The sequence below is a fragment of the Streptomyces sp. NPDC001781 genome (assembly GCF_053596035.1).
Map to the genome: position 1 here is coordinate 119149 of NZ_JBSFFI010000009.1, position 13555 is coordinate 132703.

Annotated in this window: 25 protein-coding genes; 3 read left to right on the forward strand and 22 right to left on the reverse strand. The window is 71.8% G+C overall.

What is annotated here, in order from left to right; all coding sequences use genetic code 11:
* Nucleotides 1-10: 10 nt before the first annotated feature.
* The 9 genes from ACWCV3_RS11330 to ACWCV3_RS11370 form a co-directional block, all read right to left on the reverse strand.
* On the reverse strand, nucleotides 11-523 hold the full coding sequence (locus ACWCV3_RS11330; protein ID WP_451221834.1) for a helix-turn-helix domain-containing protein: 513 nt from the start codon (nucleotides 521-523) through the stop codon (nucleotides 11-13).
* Nucleotides 524-591: 68 nt separating this feature from the next.
* Nucleotides 592-1074, reverse strand: coding sequence for a hypothetical protein (locus ACWCV3_RS11335; protein WP_451221837.1), 483 nt, complete (start codon nucleotides 1072-1074; stop codon nucleotides 592-594).
* A 404-nt stretch (nucleotides 1075-1478) separates the two neighbouring features.
* Nucleotides 1479-1727: a hypothetical protein gene (locus ACWCV3_RS11340; RefSeq protein WP_451221840.1), complete on the reverse strand. Its 249-nt coding sequence runs from the start codon at nucleotides 1725-1727 to the stop codon at nucleotides 1479-1481.
* Nucleotides 1728-1748: 21 nt separating this feature from the next.
* Entirely contained in the window at nucleotides 1749-2384 is a 636-nt protein-coding gene (locus ACWCV3_RS11345; RefSeq protein WP_451221843.1) for a hypothetical protein, read from the reverse strand.
* Nucleotides 2384-2788: a hypothetical protein gene (locus ACWCV3_RS11350; protein WP_451221846.1), complete on the reverse strand. Its 405-nt coding sequence runs from the start codon at nucleotides 2786-2788 to the stop codon at nucleotides 2384-2386. Before ACWCV3_RS11350 ends, ACWCV3_RS11345 begins: the two co-directional genes overlap by 1 nt.
* Before the next feature lie 11 nt (nucleotides 2789-2799).
* Nucleotides 2800-3492 carry a hypothetical protein gene (locus ACWCV3_RS11355; protein ID WP_451221849.1) on the reverse strand — a complete coding sequence of 231 codons (693 nt, stop codon included), beginning with the start codon at nucleotides 3490-3492 and terminating at the stop codon, nucleotides 2800-2802.
* Nucleotides 3492-4316 (reverse strand): protein transporter Sec31, encoded by an 825-nt coding sequence (locus ACWCV3_RS11360; RefSeq protein WP_451221852.1) that lies wholly within the window; start codon nucleotides 4314-4316, stop codon nucleotides 3492-3494. The genes ACWCV3_RS11355 and ACWCV3_RS11360 overlap by 1 nt, the downstream gene beginning before the upstream one ends.
* 154 nt (nucleotides 4317-4470) lie before the next feature.
* Nucleotides 4471-4665: a hypothetical protein gene (locus ACWCV3_RS11365; protein ID WP_451221855.1), complete on the reverse strand. Its 195-nt coding sequence runs from the start codon at nucleotides 4663-4665 to the stop codon at nucleotides 4471-4473.
* Nucleotides 4662-4958, reverse strand: a complete 297-nt coding sequence (locus tag ACWCV3_RS11370) for a hypothetical protein (RefSeq protein ID WP_451221858.1) — start codon at nucleotides 4956-4958, stop codon at nucleotides 4662-4664. The genes ACWCV3_RS11365 and ACWCV3_RS11370 overlap by 4 nt, the downstream gene beginning before the upstream one ends.
* Before the next feature lie 183 nt (nucleotides 4959-5141).
* On the opposite strand from ACWCV3_RS11370, the gene ACWCV3_RS11375 reads away from it, so the two are divergent.
* The 3 genes from ACWCV3_RS11375 to ACWCV3_RS11385 all read left to right on the forward strand — a co-directional run bounded on the left by ACWCV3_RS11375 (nucleotide 5142) and on the right by ACWCV3_RS11385 (nucleotide 6037).
* Nucleotides 5142-5420, forward strand: coding sequence for a helix-turn-helix domain-containing protein (locus ACWCV3_RS11375; RefSeq protein ID WP_451221860.1), 279 nt, complete (start codon nucleotides 5142-5144; stop codon nucleotides 5418-5420).
* Between the two features lie 18 nt (nucleotides 5421-5438).
* Nucleotides 5439-5717: a hypothetical protein gene (locus ACWCV3_RS11380; RefSeq protein ID WP_451221862.1), complete on the forward strand. Its 279-nt coding sequence runs from the start codon at nucleotides 5439-5441 to the stop codon at nucleotides 5715-5717.
* A gap of 74 nt (nucleotides 5718-5791) precedes the next feature.
* Nucleotides 5792-6037: a hypothetical protein gene (locus tag ACWCV3_RS11385; protein WP_451221864.1), complete on the forward strand. Its 246-nt coding sequence runs from the start codon at nucleotides 5792-5794 to the stop codon at nucleotides 6035-6037.
* 19 nt (nucleotides 6038-6056) lie between these two features.
* On the opposite strand, the gene ACWCV3_RS11390 is transcribed toward ACWCV3_RS11385, so the two are convergent.
* The 13 genes from ACWCV3_RS11390 to ACWCV3_RS11450 form a co-directional block, all read right to left on the reverse strand.
* A complete protein-coding gene (locus tag ACWCV3_RS11390; protein WP_451221866.1) occupies nucleotides 6057-6236 on the reverse strand; it encodes a hypothetical protein in 180 nt (59 codons plus the stop codon).
* A gap of 136 nt (nucleotides 6237-6372) precedes the next feature.
* Complete coding sequence (locus ACWCV3_RS11395; RefSeq protein WP_451221868.1) at nucleotides 6373-7119, reverse strand: hypothetical protein; 747 nt, start codon at nucleotides 7117-7119, stop codon at nucleotides 6373-6375.
* A gap of 207 nt (nucleotides 7120-7326) precedes the next feature.
* Entirely contained in the window at nucleotides 7327-7674 is a 348-nt protein-coding gene (locus ACWCV3_RS11400) for a hypothetical protein (RefSeq protein WP_451221870.1), read from the reverse strand.
* Nucleotides 7671-8321, reverse strand: coding sequence for a hypothetical protein (locus ACWCV3_RS11405; RefSeq protein ID WP_451221872.1), 651 nt, complete (start codon nucleotides 8319-8321; stop codon nucleotides 7671-7673). The genes ACWCV3_RS11400 and ACWCV3_RS11405 overlap by 4 nt, the downstream gene beginning before the upstream one ends.
* Nucleotides 8322-8323: 2 nt before the next feature.
* Complete coding sequence (locus ACWCV3_RS11410) at nucleotides 8324-8662, reverse strand: hypothetical protein (protein ID WP_451221874.1); 339 nt, start codon at nucleotides 8660-8662, stop codon at nucleotides 8324-8326.
* Between the two features lie 112 nt (nucleotides 8663-8774).
* Complete coding sequence (locus tag ACWCV3_RS11415) at nucleotides 8775-8978, reverse strand: hypothetical protein (protein WP_451221876.1); 204 nt, start codon at nucleotides 8976-8978, stop codon at nucleotides 8775-8777.
* A gap of 79 nt (nucleotides 8979-9057) precedes the next feature.
* Complete coding sequence (locus ACWCV3_RS11420; protein WP_451221878.1) at nucleotides 9058-9267, reverse strand: hypothetical protein; 210 nt, start codon at nucleotides 9265-9267, stop codon at nucleotides 9058-9060.
* Nucleotides 9268-9348: 81 nt separating this feature from the next.
* The gene (locus tag ACWCV3_RS11425) at nucleotides 9349-9903 is read right to left on the reverse strand and encodes a hypothetical protein (protein WP_451221880.1); all 555 of its coding nucleotides are present in this window, start codon (nucleotides 9901-9903) and stop codon (nucleotides 9349-9351) included.
* A gap of 81 nt (nucleotides 9904-9984) precedes the next feature.
* Complete coding sequence (locus ACWCV3_RS11430; protein ID WP_451221882.1) at nucleotides 9985-10212, reverse strand: hypothetical protein; 228 nt, start codon at nucleotides 10210-10212, stop codon at nucleotides 9985-9987.
* On the reverse strand, nucleotides 10209-12032 hold the full coding sequence (locus ACWCV3_RS11435; protein ID WP_451221884.1) for an AAA family ATPase: 1824 nt from the start codon (nucleotides 12030-12032) through the stop codon (nucleotides 10209-10211). The genes ACWCV3_RS11430 and ACWCV3_RS11435 overlap by 4 nt, the downstream gene beginning before the upstream one ends.
* A gap of 10 nt (nucleotides 12033-12042) precedes the next feature.
* A complete protein-coding gene (locus ACWCV3_RS11440) occupies nucleotides 12043-12348 on the reverse strand; it encodes a hypothetical protein (protein ID WP_451221887.1) in 306 nt (101 codons plus the stop codon).
* On the reverse strand, nucleotides 12348-13151 hold the full coding sequence (locus ACWCV3_RS11445) for a DUF2303 family protein (protein WP_451221890.1): 804 nt from the start codon (nucleotides 13149-13151) through the stop codon (nucleotides 12348-12350). The genes ACWCV3_RS11440 and ACWCV3_RS11445 overlap by 1 nt, the downstream gene beginning before the upstream one ends.
* Before the next feature lie 2 nt (nucleotides 13152-13153).
* Entirely contained in the window at nucleotides 13154-13528 is a 375-nt protein-coding gene (locus tag ACWCV3_RS11450; RefSeq protein ID WP_451221893.1) for a hypothetical protein, read from the reverse strand.
* Nucleotides 13529-13555: the final 27 nt, after the last annotated feature.

The window sequence follows — 13555 nt, forward strand, 5'->3', positions numbered from 1 at the left end:
CGCTGCCCCCTCACTCGCCGCCGGGCATCATCCCCCTCAGCCACTGGTCGACTGCGGCCAGGCCCTCCAGGTCCTCGCGCTCCGGCGGAACCAACTTCAGGCTCTTCTCGATGGCGATGCCGGCCGCGGCCATCAGGTCCTTCTTCGCGTCGGAGGGCGGCTCGTCGACCTGGCGCTCGACGTACTTGTTGGCGGCCCCGCCGATCTTGAAGACCTTGGCCGGCTGCCAGAGCTGGTCGGTGAGCCGCTCGGCGTCGTCCTGGAGGGCCTCGGCGAGCATGGCGCGCCGCTCGGCGAGCTGGGCGACTCGGTGGCGGGTGGCGTCCTCGGTCATGGTGACGTCGAAGACGAGGCCCAGGTTCTGCGCGATGACGCTGACGGTGCGTTGCGCGCGGCCGATGCGGCGGCCGATCTCGTTGCGGCCGAGTCCCTGCGCGTGCAGCTCGGCAACGAGCCGGTAGTCCTCTTCGTCGACGGCGCGCTGGCTGTGGCGGAGGCCGTTCTTGCGGGGCTGGTTGGTCACGGCCACCTCCGAACGTGCGAGGGCCCGGCCGTCACGGGGGTACGGCCGGGCCCTCAGTCTGTGACGCGTCAGGACTCGTTGGCGGTTGCCTTCTTCAGCGCGGCCACCAGCTCGGCGCGGCGTTCGTCCGACGTGAAACTCTGATCGCGCGCCGACCACCCCAGCGCGAACCGGCCGACCTGTCGCCAGTCGTTGCCGACCTTCTTCATGGTGGAGACCCACCGCTTCGAGACGGCCGGCGTGCCGAACTCGTAGATCGAGACGGTGTCGGTGGTGATGAGCTGACGGCAGTTGTAGGCGGCGTCCTTGCCCTTGGCGTCGCTGCAACCGTCGGTGTTGTCCGTCGGGTTCCCAAGGGTGGTGACGCCGGTCGCGTCCGCGAGCTTGGCGGCGGCCTGCTTCGCGGTGAGGCCGGCGGGCTTGGCCGGGGCGCTGCTGCGGGCGGGCTTCGCCTTGGACTGCGTGTCGGCGCTGGTGTCGGTGCCTTCGCAGGCGGTGAGCGTGAGCGCGGCGGCCGCGAGGAGCGCGGCGGTGGCGGTGCGGGTGTTCATGGTCCCCCCATGGCGTGGTGCGTGAGGGGTCATGATGCCTGATGTGAGGGCGATGTGAAGAATCGTCATCCGTTTTGTTTCCGGGCATGCCGGAACTGGCGCTAAGTGTGCGGCATGATCGGCTCGAACGTCAACCAAGGTTGAGGTGTGGTTCCCGTGGCCTACGCGGCCCGAGACGCAGCAAGGCCCCCCACCGTGAGAATCGGTAGGGGGCCTCTTCGTGTCTACGCGGCAGCCGTGCGGGGGAGACCAGGTTGCAATCCAACCCGCGCCCGGTGATGGGCCACGCGGCTGCCGCTGGCCAGGACGCTATGCCCTCGGGGGCGAGACTGTCACTACCGCGTGCGCGATCAGACTCCCTGCTTCGTGACATCGGTGAGCTCCCCAGGTGAGCGGAGCTGGGATCAGCGGCCCCAGCAGTTCGCCAGCACGGCGAACACCAGGAACGCCATGAAGAGGAACGAGCCCGACGGCAGGCAGCCGTCACCACGCGCCTCGTCGTGCACCGGCTGGACCCCGTCGCCAGATGCCGGCGCCAGTCCTCCGTGCGCGGCACGCCGGTGCTCGACCAGCTCGTCCTCGGCGTCCGCGCTGCGCGCGTGCTGCGCCGGGGAGACGGCCTCGCACTGGCGGCACCAGTAGACGTACGGCATTGCAGGGTCCTTCCGGGTGGGTCAGTCGGCGGGCGCAGCAGGCGTAGCTACGTCCGTAGGAGCAGTTGCTACATCGCAGGTCGCAGCCGTAGTAGCGGGGTCGCTACACGCTTTGGAGAGGGGCACGGCAGCAGCCGGGGAGTGGGTCTCCAGCCAGGCCGCAAGGTCGGCTCGGTGCACCCCCCGGTTGACCCGGCCGCCGGCATCCCGGACGGAGGCCCGGATGGGGATGCCCCGGCGCTCCAATCCGGCGGTCACGTCGGCGGCCGTGCACACCTCGTCGAGGCCGGTCTCGTGGAGCCACTCGACGACCCGCTTGATGTGCACGCCGGGGGCGTCGCCGATGAGGTCCCAGACCATGCCCGGGAAGGGGTCGTTGGGGGCTTTGACCGGAGGCTGCTCCCCTGCTTCCTGGTCGTCTTCCTCGGTCTCGCTGTCAGGGGCGTGCATCCATGCGGCGACGCCCCATGCGAGGAGCAGCCAGACGAGCGCTACCTGGTACCGGAAGACGGCGTACACGGCCACGGCCGCGACACCGCCTACGGTCTTCCATCCGAACCGGCTGATCAGGCGTGTCAGCAGCACGTGGGAGCCCGCGCCGAGCGGCCCCAGCAGGGACAGCACGGCGCGGACCAGGTCGGCGATGCGGCGCACCATCAGGACACCTGCTGGCCGAGGTTGGCGATGGACTGGGAGAGGGTGCCCCACACGCCTCCGGCGCCGGATGCGGCGTACCAGAAGACGATGCCGAGGATGGCGACCTGCTTGGTGTCGAGCCTCTTGAAGAGGATGACGATCGCCAGAGTGAGGGCGACCGCGGGCATGGTGACGCCGGGCACGATGCCCTGGGCAGCGCCGAGCAGGGAGCTGACGAGATCCGGGACGATCTTGAAGAGGCCGCCGGCCGCCGCATACGCCGACCCGGCGAGCATGCCGAGGACCAGGCAGGGCCACCAGCCGAGCGGCTTGACCTTGCCGCCGCCCTTGATGCCGACGAGCAGGAGCACGGTCAGGGCGACGGCCAATCCGACGATGCCGAGGTTGCCGAACACGCTGGACACGATGGGGTTCCTTACTGGGCGGGGGCGTACAGGAGCACGCCGACGAAGACGGAAGAGACGGGGATAGCGGCGGCCCATGCGGCGGGCCACGCCCAGGTGCGGGCGCGGCGGTAGAGGGCGAGCGAGCACAGGCCGAGCCCGTACAGGACCCACGCCGATGGGGCGGTCCAGTTGCCGGCCGCGTACCAGGCTGCGGTGTCGCTGGCCCAGTGGACGAGGCCGATTGGCCAGCCGGCCGCGGCGGCGGTGGCGTGGTGGATGAGCCAGCGGGTGCGGGGGCGGATGCCGTCCCAGGCGTCGAGGAGGGACTGCCTGCGGCTGTTGCGGCGCACCGTCTCGGGGCGGGCGGGGTGCTGTTGCGGCTGCTCGGCGGGGGCCGGTGCGGGCTCCGGATCGCTGTCCGGACGGGTGGATCGGGTATCCGTCGGGGTGTCCGCCACCTGCTCGGTGTCCGGCTCGGGGAGCTGCTCGGGCTTCTTCTCCCACCAGTGCGGCAGCCGCGGCGACGGGCGGCGCTCCCCCTCCGGGGCGGGCGGCTCCTCCTCGGGGTACAGCTCGGCCCACCACGCATCGGACGAGTCGACGGCGGGCGGTAGTTCGGGCTCGAAGGCGGGGGCGCTCACCGGCGCGGCGTCCGGCCCGACACCCATGCGGACGAGGATGTTGCGGATGCGGCGCTCGTCGGCGTCCGGCTGCGCGCCCATCAGCCGGCCAGCCGGATGTAGCGGCTGACGGTATCCGCCTTCGCGTTGGCGTCGGCGACCTTGCGGACGTAGGCCAGAACGCGATCCGGCTCACGAATCCCGGAGTCCAGCGCGGTCCGGACCGCGTCCTTGATGGTCATGGGCCCGGCGACGGGCGGCTCCGGATCGGCGGCCGGATCGTCCATGGACTGTCCGGACTGGTCCGGATCGGCGTCCGGGGAGGCGATGGCGGCGCGCTCAGCGTGGACCTGGGCCTCGGCCCGCTGGAGCTGGCGGCGCACCGGGATCAGCGCGAGGCTGGCTCCGACGTCGGCCAGCTCGCCCTGAATCCAGGCGCGGGTGCGTGCGTCGAGCGGCGGGGTCTGGTGGCGCAGGACCACGGTCCACAGGCCCTTGGCGAGAGCGGAGACCAGGGCGCCGACGATGCCGATCTCCCAGTAGCCGGTGATCTTCCCGTGCGCGCCGATGGCGAGCATGGCGACGAGGAGGGCAACGTTCCCGGCCTTGCGGGGCAGCGCGGCGCGGTCGTCGTCGTAGCGGGCGAGCCACTCGACGGCCATGCATGCGATCCAGGCGAGGTCGAAGACGATCGCGGCGCCGTACGCGGCGGGCTCGATGACGGCGCGGTTGAGGAGGTCGCCGATGCTGGCGGTCGACCAGACGACGGACGCGGCGAGGACGACGGCGGCGATGACGGTGACGCCACGGAGGACGAGGTGGTCCCAGTCGCGCGGGGGTGCGGGGGTCTCCACGGGGAGGGGGATCATGCGGGTCTTGCCGTCGACGGTGTGCGGGACGAAGCGCTCGGTGGTGCGGGTCTTCACGGTGCTCTCCTGGGAGCGTGGGCCCGGCCCCCGCTGGCGTAGGTGGGTGCGGGGGCCGGGCGGTCTGGAGGGTTCAGCGGACGACGGACCAGAGGGCGACGACGCCGATCGTGATGCCGACCCAGGCGGCGAAGAGGTAGCGGAAGGGCACGGGTCAGTCCTCCCAGCGGGTGAGCCGGGTGCCGCCCTTGCGGTCGCGGGCGCGGTCGGCGTCCTCCCATGCCTGGCCCTTGCGGGCGGCCTTGGTGGCGTTGCGGCTGCGCTGGACGCGCTGCTGGGCGGTGAGGTCCTCGGCGAGCTGCTGGTCGTTGCCCGGCTTGAGGCTGCGGGCGAAGTCGCGGAGCTTCATCGGGCCTGCACCGCCTCGGCGGCGGCCGCCCAGAGGTGGGCGTCGTCGCGCCGGTGATGTGCGCGCCGGTCGGTGGCGGACTCGTAGTCGGTCCGGCAGGCGGCGTGCAGCTCGGCGAGGCGGGCCTTGGCGGTCTGGTCGATGGTGGCGCGGGTGCGGAGGGTCCCGGTGACGCCGGCCGTGGTGGTGCGCACGGTGAGGGTGCGGGTGCCGAGGTGGACGCGGAAGCCGCTGGCGATGAGGCGGCGGGTGGGGCTGGGCTGGGGGGTGGGCTGGTCGATACCGTGTCCCATGGGCCTGCCTTTTCGTGATGGTTGAGGTGGGCCTGGCCCCGGCCATGTGGAGGTGCGAACTCCGGCCGGGGCCGTTCTGCGTAGTAGCGCGGGCTACTTCCTGAGACTGTACGGGGCCCCGTACACTCAGGGCAAGCGGCCCGCCCGAAGAGAAGAGGCCGGGTGACCGAGGAGGCTCGACGCGTGATCGACGCGATGAATGCGGTGGAGGCGATGCCTGACCCGCTGGAGCGCGCCAAAGCGATCGGCGAAGTGATGGCCGATCAGGCGGAGCGCGGGAAGAGGTGGCGGGAGATGCGCCGGCAGGTGGTTCTCGACATGCGCGCGCAGGTCCCTCCCGTCTCGTATCGGAAGATCGCTTCCGCGCTCGGGGTGGGGCTGGCGACGGTGCAGGACATCGAGCGTGGCTACACGGGGTCTGGGCGGAACCGGCCTCGGGCGACGGAGGCGCAGGATGGATGACCGTGGGGGGTGGCGGCCGTGAGGCTCTGGCCGCGTCGCCGTCCGGCGCCCGCCTCGCCGCGCGCGAACCCGACGAAGATCGCCGTGCTGGAGCATGACCTCCTCGGCATCCTGCCCCAGCCCGGTACGTCGGCCGCGGCCGTCATCGCGCTGCGCCGGGTCGGTACCTGCCTCACCCACCAGCCGGTCGACACGACCACTCTGGGCAGTCCGCAGTCGGTCGGCGTGTGCGGGCGCTGCGGTGCGGCCATGGTGCTGGGCGACGACGGCGGATGGACGGTGGCCGACCCGTCCTAGCCGCCGCGTACTGAAGCCCCCGCCGTCATGTCGAGGTGGGGGCTCTGTGCTGCCCGAACGTAGGATCGGTGAACGTGGCAGACCTCCCCGACACCCTGATCGCGCTCCAGCGCACCGCCGAGACCGCCCGCGCTCGCCTGGCCGGCCTCACCGGAGACGAGTACGACGAGCAGTGGCGGGCGTGGAGGGCGGCGGCCGCCGAGTTCCAGGCCGCGGTCACGGACTACGCCGGGCGTGAGGACGTCACCGAGTCGCGGTACGACGTTGAGCAGGCGGTAAAGACGGCCGTTCGGCACGCCGAGGAAGGCCCGGCGGAGTAGCCCCAGACGCGCTGGGCGCTTAGCTTCCGGCGCGGAAGGGAGAGGCGTCGCACCGAAGGTTCGTGCAGCCCACCTTCTCCACGTTGTCCTCTGGATCGGTGTACGTGCGCAGGCTCCAGGTGCCGCAGGTGGGACAGGCGCGCTGCGGGTCCGGGGCGGGCCTTGTGGTCTTGAGGAACTCGCTGAATGACTGATCCATCGCGCCATGATGCGCGCCTGCTGTGGTCGTGTCGAGGGGTTCCACTGCATGCCGTTGCGGCGTAGCGTCGGCCGCGCATCACAGGGGGGCGCCCCCACTGGCCCGCCACACCTCTCCGTGGCGGGCCGCGTGATGCTCAGGCCGCAACGGCTCCGCCCTCGGTCCACACCGTGCCGCAGCCGGTGCAGTGCGCGAGCGGCGGCCGGCCCTCACCACCGTGCACGTCGATCAGGCCCCCGCACTCGCACGCCCGGTCCAGCGTCCGCTGCTGCGCCGCGATGTCGAGCGCCCGCTCCAGGCTGTCGGCTGTACGGGCCGCGACCGTGCCGATCTTCCGCTCCTCGGGCTCGGTGAGTCGCCGGCACGGGCCGGGCGCCCGCTCGATCCGGGCGAGGAGCCACAGCGCGGCGCGGGGTGCGGTGCGCTGCCCGGTGTACCGCCAGCGACGCGGGTCGTCCTGGTCGGTGCGGGCCAGGGCGGTGCGGCGGGCTCGGTCGGCGGCGGCGATGTCGGCTTCCCGCTGGGTGACGTAGGGGTGGGTGGCGGTACGCCGGGCGGACGGTTCGGGGACCGGGCTGCGCTGCGCGGTGTGGGCGATGTCGTCGGCGCAGGCGATCAGCGCGGCCTCGACGGTGCGCATGGTCTCCAGGATGTGCAGCCGGAGCGGGATGGGGCGGATGCCGGGGGCGTCGGCGCGGCTGTCGGCGCGCTCGGCGATCCGGTCTTGGAGGGCGAGGGCGAGGTCGAGTTCGTCGAGGGCGGCGAGGTGTCCGCGGAGGCCGATGCCGAAGCCGTTGTGGATGGCGGGGGCGCCGAGTGCGTCGGTGAGGTCGCCCCAGTGGATGGCGAGGGTGCGGAGGTGGGTGGTGGTGGTGGTGGTCATCGTGCGCTCCATGTGGCGTGCGGGGCGGTACGGTTGGGCCACCGGTGGGGGCGTGCCTGGCCTGGGGAGGTCGTGGAGGCGCGCCCCTTCGTCATGCTCAGCGGGAATTGCTGACTAGGACGATGAGCCAGCAGGTGGTGTTCAGCCCCCACAGAGCGAGGTTGATGGCGATCCACCAGCGCGGGATGGTGATGAGATCGAACATGGTCAGCGGCTCCTTCGGGCGGGTCCGTACGGGGACTGCCAGGCGGGCCGGTCCGGGCGGCGGATGGGGTCGCCGTCCTGGCCGATGAAGCGGGCGTCGCGGAGGGCGCGCGCGGCCGCGGCCAGATGCCGAGACGCCTCCTCCATGACGGGGCGGGCCATCGCCATGTAGGCGCGGATCAGGGCTGCGTGCTGCTCGCGGACGTAGGCAACCGTGAGCCGTTGCTGTTCCGCGAAGGCGGCCCAGGGCTCGGTGTCGTCGGGCTGCTCCTCGTCGAACTCGACGGAGGCGATGCCGGGGACCTCGTGCCACTCGCCGTCCTCGCCGAGGATCTCCAGACGGACGGTCATCGGTTCCTCGCGGTCTCGCAGCGCCCGGTCTCGGTTTGCTGCTCGGCGCAGGCCGGGCCGCAGCGCTGCGCCAGCTCGGCCGTCCACTCTGCGATCCACGTGTATTTCGCTTCGGTGGTGTGGCCGTCCCAGCGGGCGCGCGGGTCGGCGATGTCGACGCGCTCGACGTGGGTGAACAGCTCGGCGTCCCGGGGCGCGATGTGCCACGACGCCTGCCGGCCGCCGAGGGTGAGGTAGACGATCTGCCAGCCGGGTTCGTCGACGTCGGTGGCGTAGGCGATGACGGCGTGGTCGGTGAGGGCGGCCAGCAGGGCGACGAGGTGGGCACGTTCGCGGTAGCCGGCGTCAACGGTCTCGGCGAGCTGCTCGCGGGTCGGCTTCTCGTACGGCTCCCACCCATCGGGCGGGTCAACCACGAGCGGCGTGCGGCGGAACACCCTGGCGGGGCCTGTGCCGCGGTCGTTGAGGAGGATCGCGCCTCGCTCGTCGCGGACAAACGCTTCGTAGAGGATGACGCGGCCCTGCTCGGTCGTCTCGATGGTGAGGTCACCATTGGCTGGGATGTTCCTGGGGTGGATGCCGTTGGCGGTGAGCCAGGTGAGGAGGGCCGCGCGGCGGTCTTCGGTGAGGTCGGGGTTTGTGGCCATGGTCAGTGCTCCTTCGGTCGTTCCGGACGGTGGGTCAGGTCCAGCAGGCTGGCGAGCTGGCCGAACACGGCTTCCTCGTAGGCGTCGAGCGGCCGGCCGTTCCGCTGCCGCTGGCGCGCCTGCTCGTCGCGGTGGTCGCGGTCGAGGAGCGCGGCGACGAGGCGGCGCTCGTGGGCGAGGACGGACTCGCGGGTGACGGCGATGCCGCAGAGCAGGCTTCCCGCGGCCATGCCGGCGGTTGCCCATGCGGGCGCGGCGCCCCAGGTGCGGGCGGTGCAGTAGGCGAGCCAGAGCGCGGTGAGGGTGTTGAGGGCGGCCAGGGTGTGGCCGGTGCGGGTCATCTGCTGCTCCTGGTGGTGCGGTTGCGGGCGGCGCGCCCTGCTCGGTGGAGGCCGAGCAGGGCTGCGCTGATGAACGGGGCGAGGAGGATGCCGACGGCGAGGGCGTGGCCGATCACGCCGCTTCTCCGTAGTCGTCGCGGGCTCGGGTGCGGTGGACGAGTCGGGCGGCGTGCCGCTTGAGGGTGCTGATGGTCCAGCCGATGACGGCCACGGTGGTGAGGAGGATCAGGGTGCCGAGGGCGGAGAGGACGATGATCCAGGCGAGGAGGGCCCAGCCGAGTTCGATGAACGCTTCCGCGGCTTCGATGATGATCACGGGCGGGGCTCCTCGGTGCCGTCGAGGGCGGCGATCGTGGGGCAGGGCGAGGGGGCTGAGTAGTCGGGGTTGGGCTGGCTCATCGCTGCGCCCCCGGGTCGATCAGGTCGGCGGCCATGTTGCAGTCGCTCATGTGGTCGTCGGTCGCGTCACGCAGCTGCTCCGAGTTGCGGATCTCCTCGGCGAGCTGGTGGGCGTGCTCGTCCAGCACGGCCTGGAGCATGGCGAGGTCGTACTCGCCGGTGATGCCGTACTCGCGGGCGAAGCGGTCGCGGATGGGTGTGCTCATGCGCGGTGGGTCCTTCCGGAAGGCGGGTAGGGTCGGGGTGCCGGCCGCCCCTGATAACCGCAGGGGCGGCCGGTCCTGTGGTCAGGCACAGATGACGCACCGGTGGTCGGCGATCTCCGTGTCGCGGCAGCGGTTGATGCAGCGGCGGCAGTACGGCGTCTGCTGGTGGCGGCCGTGGCCGTCGAACCGGGTGTCGGCGGGGTCGAAAGCGCGGCGGCACTTCCCGCACGCCTCGGCGGCCTCCTTGGCCGGGCTGGCCTCGTCGGCCATGAGGCGCAACTGCCGGGCGGCGTACGCCGTGTTGGGGTCGGTGTCCATCTCGGCCACGGCTTCGGCGGCCTCGCGCAGGATGGTGGCCCGGTAGGCGGGCGCGGCCAGCTCGGCGCGCAGGCGGCGGACTTCATCGACGAGGGCCGGCACGTCCTCACGAGCGTGCGCGGTGAACCTGCCGTCCGCCTCGGTCGCCCACTCGGCGTTCCACAGAGGGCTGAGCGTGCCGTCCTCCTGGACGACGTAGACGACGGGCGAGGCGAGCTCCAGCTCCCCCTTCCACGGGCCGCGGGTGGCGGCGTTGGCGCGGGCCTCGATGGCGTCGAGGTCGAGCTGCGGGCTGGTGAGCGGGTCGGGCTGGGTCATGGTGGCCTTTCTGGGCTGGAGGATCGCGCGGGGGACGGTGGAACCGGATTGGCGCGGTGGGCCGGTTGGCGGTGGTGCTGGTCAGGCGGTGGTGTCGGTCCTGCGGCATGCGAGGTGGGCGGCGAGCCGTTCGTGGGCGGCGGCCGTGGCCTCGTTGGTGGCGCGCAGCTCCCTGACGGCCTGGCGTAGGCGGCGGATCGTGCGCTCTCTGCGGGCGTCGAGGAGGTCGAGGAGGCTCTCGGAGTCGTGGTTGGCGATCGCCTGCCTCAGTCGCTCTGCTGCGGTCAGGTCATTGGTGGGCGCGGTCATGCGCTGTGCCTTTTCTGGTCGGTGTCGGGGTGCTGGGGGCGGTCGGGGTGGCTGCCGGTTTCGGGGTCGCAGCCGAGGCAGGTGTCGTATCCGCGGTCGAGGCGGTAGCCGTGGAGGGGGTGTTCGCAGACGGTGCAGAGGGGGGTCTGAGGGCTCTGGGATTCCTGCGTTCCCACCCCCGTCCCTCCCTTAGAGGGAGGGCCGGGGGGAACGGGGGGCGTTCCCGGCGTTTCCCGAACGTTTCCGGGAAACGTTTGACCTGCGGCGTTACCGTCCTGTGATGCGTTCCGGGAAACGTTTCCGGGAAACGTCTGCTGGAACGCCTCCGGGAAACGTTCCGGGGAAACGTCGAAACCGGGCTTTTCGGACCTGGCTTTGCGGAGCCGGACAGCGTCCGCGATCTTGCCGCTCCCGGCCTGGATCTGGAGCTCGGCGAGGGTGGCGCGGGCGACCCGGTTCCCGGCGTCGTTCGGGACGCCGGCGCGGTCCAGGGCGGCCACGATGTGCTCCACCGTGCCGGGGATCGCGGCCATCCCGGTGTCCGCGCCGGGCTCGGCCGCATGCGTCATGAGGACGTGCCGGGTGCCGCCGGGCTGGTAGTGGTCGCCGTCGCGGCGGGCCTGGCGGAGGAGGGAGAACTGCTCGGGGCCGATGCCGGTGCGGGTGTGGGTGCGCTTGAGGTGGAGCTGGCCGCCGCCCTGGGCGCGCAACTCCCAGACGTGGTCGACGTCCTGGGTCTTCGCGGACGAGCCGCGGGCGCCGCGCTCGCTGTCCTTGCCGAGGTGGTCCAGGCGGACGGAGGCGAGTCCGGCCCGCTTGAGGGGGAGCAGGGTGTGCCGGTACAGGTTCAGCCAGGTGTCCGCCTCGTTCTCCGGGCCGGAGATGAACCGGGACACGGTGTCGAGGCAGACGAGCTGGGCTTCGGACTCCTTGACCATGGCCATCAGGTCCGCGCCGCCGCCCGCGGTGTCCAGGGGGCGGATCGGCGGGAAGGAGGCGTAGGTCATGAGGCCCATGCGGCCGGGGCCGGCGCCGAAGGACAGGAAGCGTTCCTGGATGTCCTGGTGGCCGTTCTCGGCGTCCACGTACAGCAGGGGGATCGGGTCGGCCGCCGGGTCGCCGAGGAAGTCCCGGCCGGACGCCATGCGCCACAGCCACTCCTGCACGAACAGGGACTTGCCCGCCTTGCCGTCGCCGACGATGGTGATCTGCTGGCCGGGGGCGAGGAGCCGGCCGGGCAGGAGTTTGATGGCGCCGAAGTCGGTGGCGAAGAACGGGTCCCAGTCCACGAAGGAGTTCGTGAGGTGGGAGGGGCCGTGGCCGGTGGTGGCGCGGCGCTCTTCGAGGTGGCGGTGCTCGGTGTTGAGCTTGTCGAGGTCGTCGCCGGTGGCGCCGCGCAGGATCTCGGCCTTGACCCGGTTGGCGTGCTCGTCGTGGCGGCGGACGCGGGCCTTCTCCGCGATCCGCTCGGCGAATGCCTGCGCCATGACGCCGGGGATGGTGTCGCTGCCGAGCTTCAGCAGGAGGGCGCCGCCGCCGACCTCGCCGAGCCGCTTGAGCTTCTCGATCTCGGCCTTGACGGTGATGGGGTGGAGCTGCTTGTTCTCGGCGACCATGCCGCCGACGACGTCCCAGATGAGCCGGACGGCGGGCAGGTAGATGTCGTCGCGGTCGAGGACCTGGGCGCACTCGAGGTAGGCGGTGCGGTCGTGCATGATGACGCCGGCCATCCAGTGCTCGGCCTCGGCGTCGTGGGGGCTGCTGTAGCTGAGGCCGTCCTGGTCCGCCTGTTCGCGCGGCATGTGGCGGACGTTGTCCACGGGCGGTCTCCTAGAAGAGCGTGTTGGGCTCGGTGGTGCAGCGGTGGGTGAGCAGGTGCTGGTGGGGGCAGTCCGGCGGGTGCCGGGCGTGGGTCCAGCGGAGCCGGAGGGGGCCGTGGCGGGGGCGGGGCAGGCACCACACGAGGTCGTGGGGTGTGCTCGCCGCCCGCGCGGGCCCGTACGGCAGGGGTTCGTCCGGTGGGGGGAGGTCGACGCGGGCCTGGAGGGCTGCGGTGCGGCCCACCCACTGGACGAGGAGGGGGTGGCCGCAGGCGGGGCAGCGGGAGTCGGCGCCGCCCCGCCCACGGCCGGCCATCAGGCTGCGGTCCCGTTCATGACCGGCTGCTCGATCTGCTCGCCGATCGCCTTCACGACGTCACCGAAGGCGGTGCGCCGGATCTCGTCGGGGCGGTCCAGCTTGTAGCCGAGCTGGAGGCCGCTCGCCCCGATCCGGTAGCGAAGGCGTGCGGTGAGCTTGTAGCCCTCGCTGCCCTCGAACGGAATCAGGCCGATCGTGAAGGACTCCGGGACGGCCAACTGGCCCTTCTGCCCCGCTTTCGTGGTGCCGGTCTCGACGTACTGGAACTGCCGCTGTCCGCTGGTGAGGCGCTGCGCGGACTGGAACTCGACCTTGCTCGTCGCCTGGAACGACTGCGCGATCTCCAGCATGTCGGCGGCCGAGGGCTCCAGGAGTTCGGGGAGGTGGTCCTCGATGAACTCAGCGAACGTCTCCTGGTCCATCAGCCTGCCGTCGCGGCCGGTCCACTGCTTCCACGTCTCGGTCTCGCGGAGCGCGAGGTGGAGGCGGTGGCCGGACCAGCGGGCGGCGGCGTCGGTGTGGGCGTCGAGGACCGCGGTGACGGTGAGCTGGTCGGCGTCGGCGTAAACCTCGCTGTCGGCGTCGGCGTGCTTGGTGAAGTAGGCGTGGAAGCTGACGGCGTCCCGGACGGTCGTGGTGCCGGTCTTCCTCGGCGGGATGCCGGTGTGCTCAGGGCCGGTGAGGTCGACGGTCTTGACGCCGGCCGCGGTGTGGAAGGCGTGGATCTTGCCGACTTCCAGGGTGGCGGGCGGTGCGGCGCGGAGGGCGGTGTCGACGATGGTCTGGGCGTTCTCGGTCATGGTCAGGCGTCCTTGAAGGTCTTGGCGGTGGGGGCGTTGCGGAACTCGATGGCCATCTGGCGGGGGTCCTCACGGACGGGCAGGCCGTCGTCGTCGAGGAAGTACAGGGACTTGACGGGGGTGGGCTTGGGGGCCTTCACCGCGGACTCGACGCCGATCGGCAGGGGCGCGCTGTCGACGCCGTTGGCCGGGGGCTCGACGACGATGGTGATCGTCATGGAGCCCTTCTTGCCGTGGGTGCGGACGGCGTCGAGGAGGGCGTGGAACTCGTTGCTGAGCTCTTCCTCGGTGCGGCCGGCGAGGTGGCTGGCGAGGAAGGCGGCGACGGGGGCCTTCTCGGTGATCTCGCCGGTGTCGGGGTCGACGTGGGTGGTCATCTGGGTGGTGCCTTTCTCTGGTTGAGG

Coding starts and splice junctions, on each gene's coding strand:
- ACWCV3_RS11335 (WP_451221837.1), bottom strand. CDS start 1,074: ATGAACACCCGCACCGCCACCGCCGCGCTCCTCGCGGCCGCCGCGCTC.
- ACWCV3_RS11340 (WP_451221840.1), bottom strand. CDS start 1,727: ATGCCGTACGTCTACTGGTGCCGCCAGTGCGAGGCCGTCTCCCCGGCG.
- ACWCV3_RS11345 (WP_451221843.1), bottom strand. CDS start 2,384: ATGGTGCGCCGCATCGCCGACCTGGTCCGCGCCGTGCTGTCCCTGCTG.
- ACWCV3_RS11355 (WP_451221849.1), bottom strand. CDS start 3,492: ATGGGCGCGCAGCCGGACGCCGACGAGCGCCGCATCCGCAACATCCTC.
- ACWCV3_RS11365 (WP_451221855.1), bottom strand. CDS start 4,665: ATGAAGCTCCGCGACTTCGCCCGCAGCCTCAAGCCGGGCAACGACCAG.
- ACWCV3_RS11370 (WP_451221858.1), bottom strand. CDS start 4,958: ATGGGACACGGTATCGACCAGCCCACCCCCCAGCCCAGCCCCACCCGC.
- ACWCV3_RS11390 (WP_451221866.1), bottom strand. CDS start 6,236: ATGGATCAGTCATTCAGCGAGTTCCTCAAGACCACAAGGCCCGCCCCG.
- ACWCV3_RS11395 (WP_451221868.1), bottom strand. CDS start 7,119: ATGACCACCACCACCACCACCCACCTCCGCACCCTCGCCATCCACTGG.
- ACWCV3_RS11400 (WP_451221870.1), bottom strand. CDS start 7,674: ATGACCGTCCGTCTGGAGATCCTCGGCGAGGACGGCGAGTGGCACGAG.
- ACWCV3_RS11405 (WP_451221872.1), bottom strand. CDS start 8,321: ATGGCCACAAACCCCGACCTCACCGAAGACCGCCGCGCGGCCCTCCTC.
- ACWCV3_RS11410 (WP_451221874.1), bottom strand. CDS start 8,662: ATGACCCGCACCGGCCACACCCTGGCCGCCCTCAACACCCTCACCGCG.
- ACWCV3_RS11420 (WP_451221878.1), bottom strand. CDS start 9,267: ATGAGCACACCCATCCGCGACCGCTTCGCCCGCGAGTACGGCATCACC.
- ACWCV3_RS11425 (WP_451221880.1), bottom strand. CDS start 9,903: ATGACCCAGCCCGACCCGCTCACCAGCCCGCAGCTCGACCTCGACGCC.
- ACWCV3_RS11430 (WP_451221882.1), bottom strand. CDS start 10,212: ATGACCGCGCCCACCAATGACCTGACCGCAGCAGAGCGACTGAGGCAG.
- ACWCV3_RS11440 (WP_451221887.1), bottom strand. CDS start 12,348: ATGGCCGGCCGTGGGCGGGGCGGCGCCGACTCCCGCTGCCCCGCCTGC.
- ACWCV3_RS11445 (WP_451221890.1), bottom strand. CDS start 13,151: ATGACCGAGAACGCCCAGACCATCGTCGACACCGCCCTCCGCGCCGCA.
- ACWCV3_RS11450 (WP_451221893.1), bottom strand. CDS start 13,528: ATGACCACCCACGTCGACCCCGACACCGGCGAGATCACCGAGAAGGCC.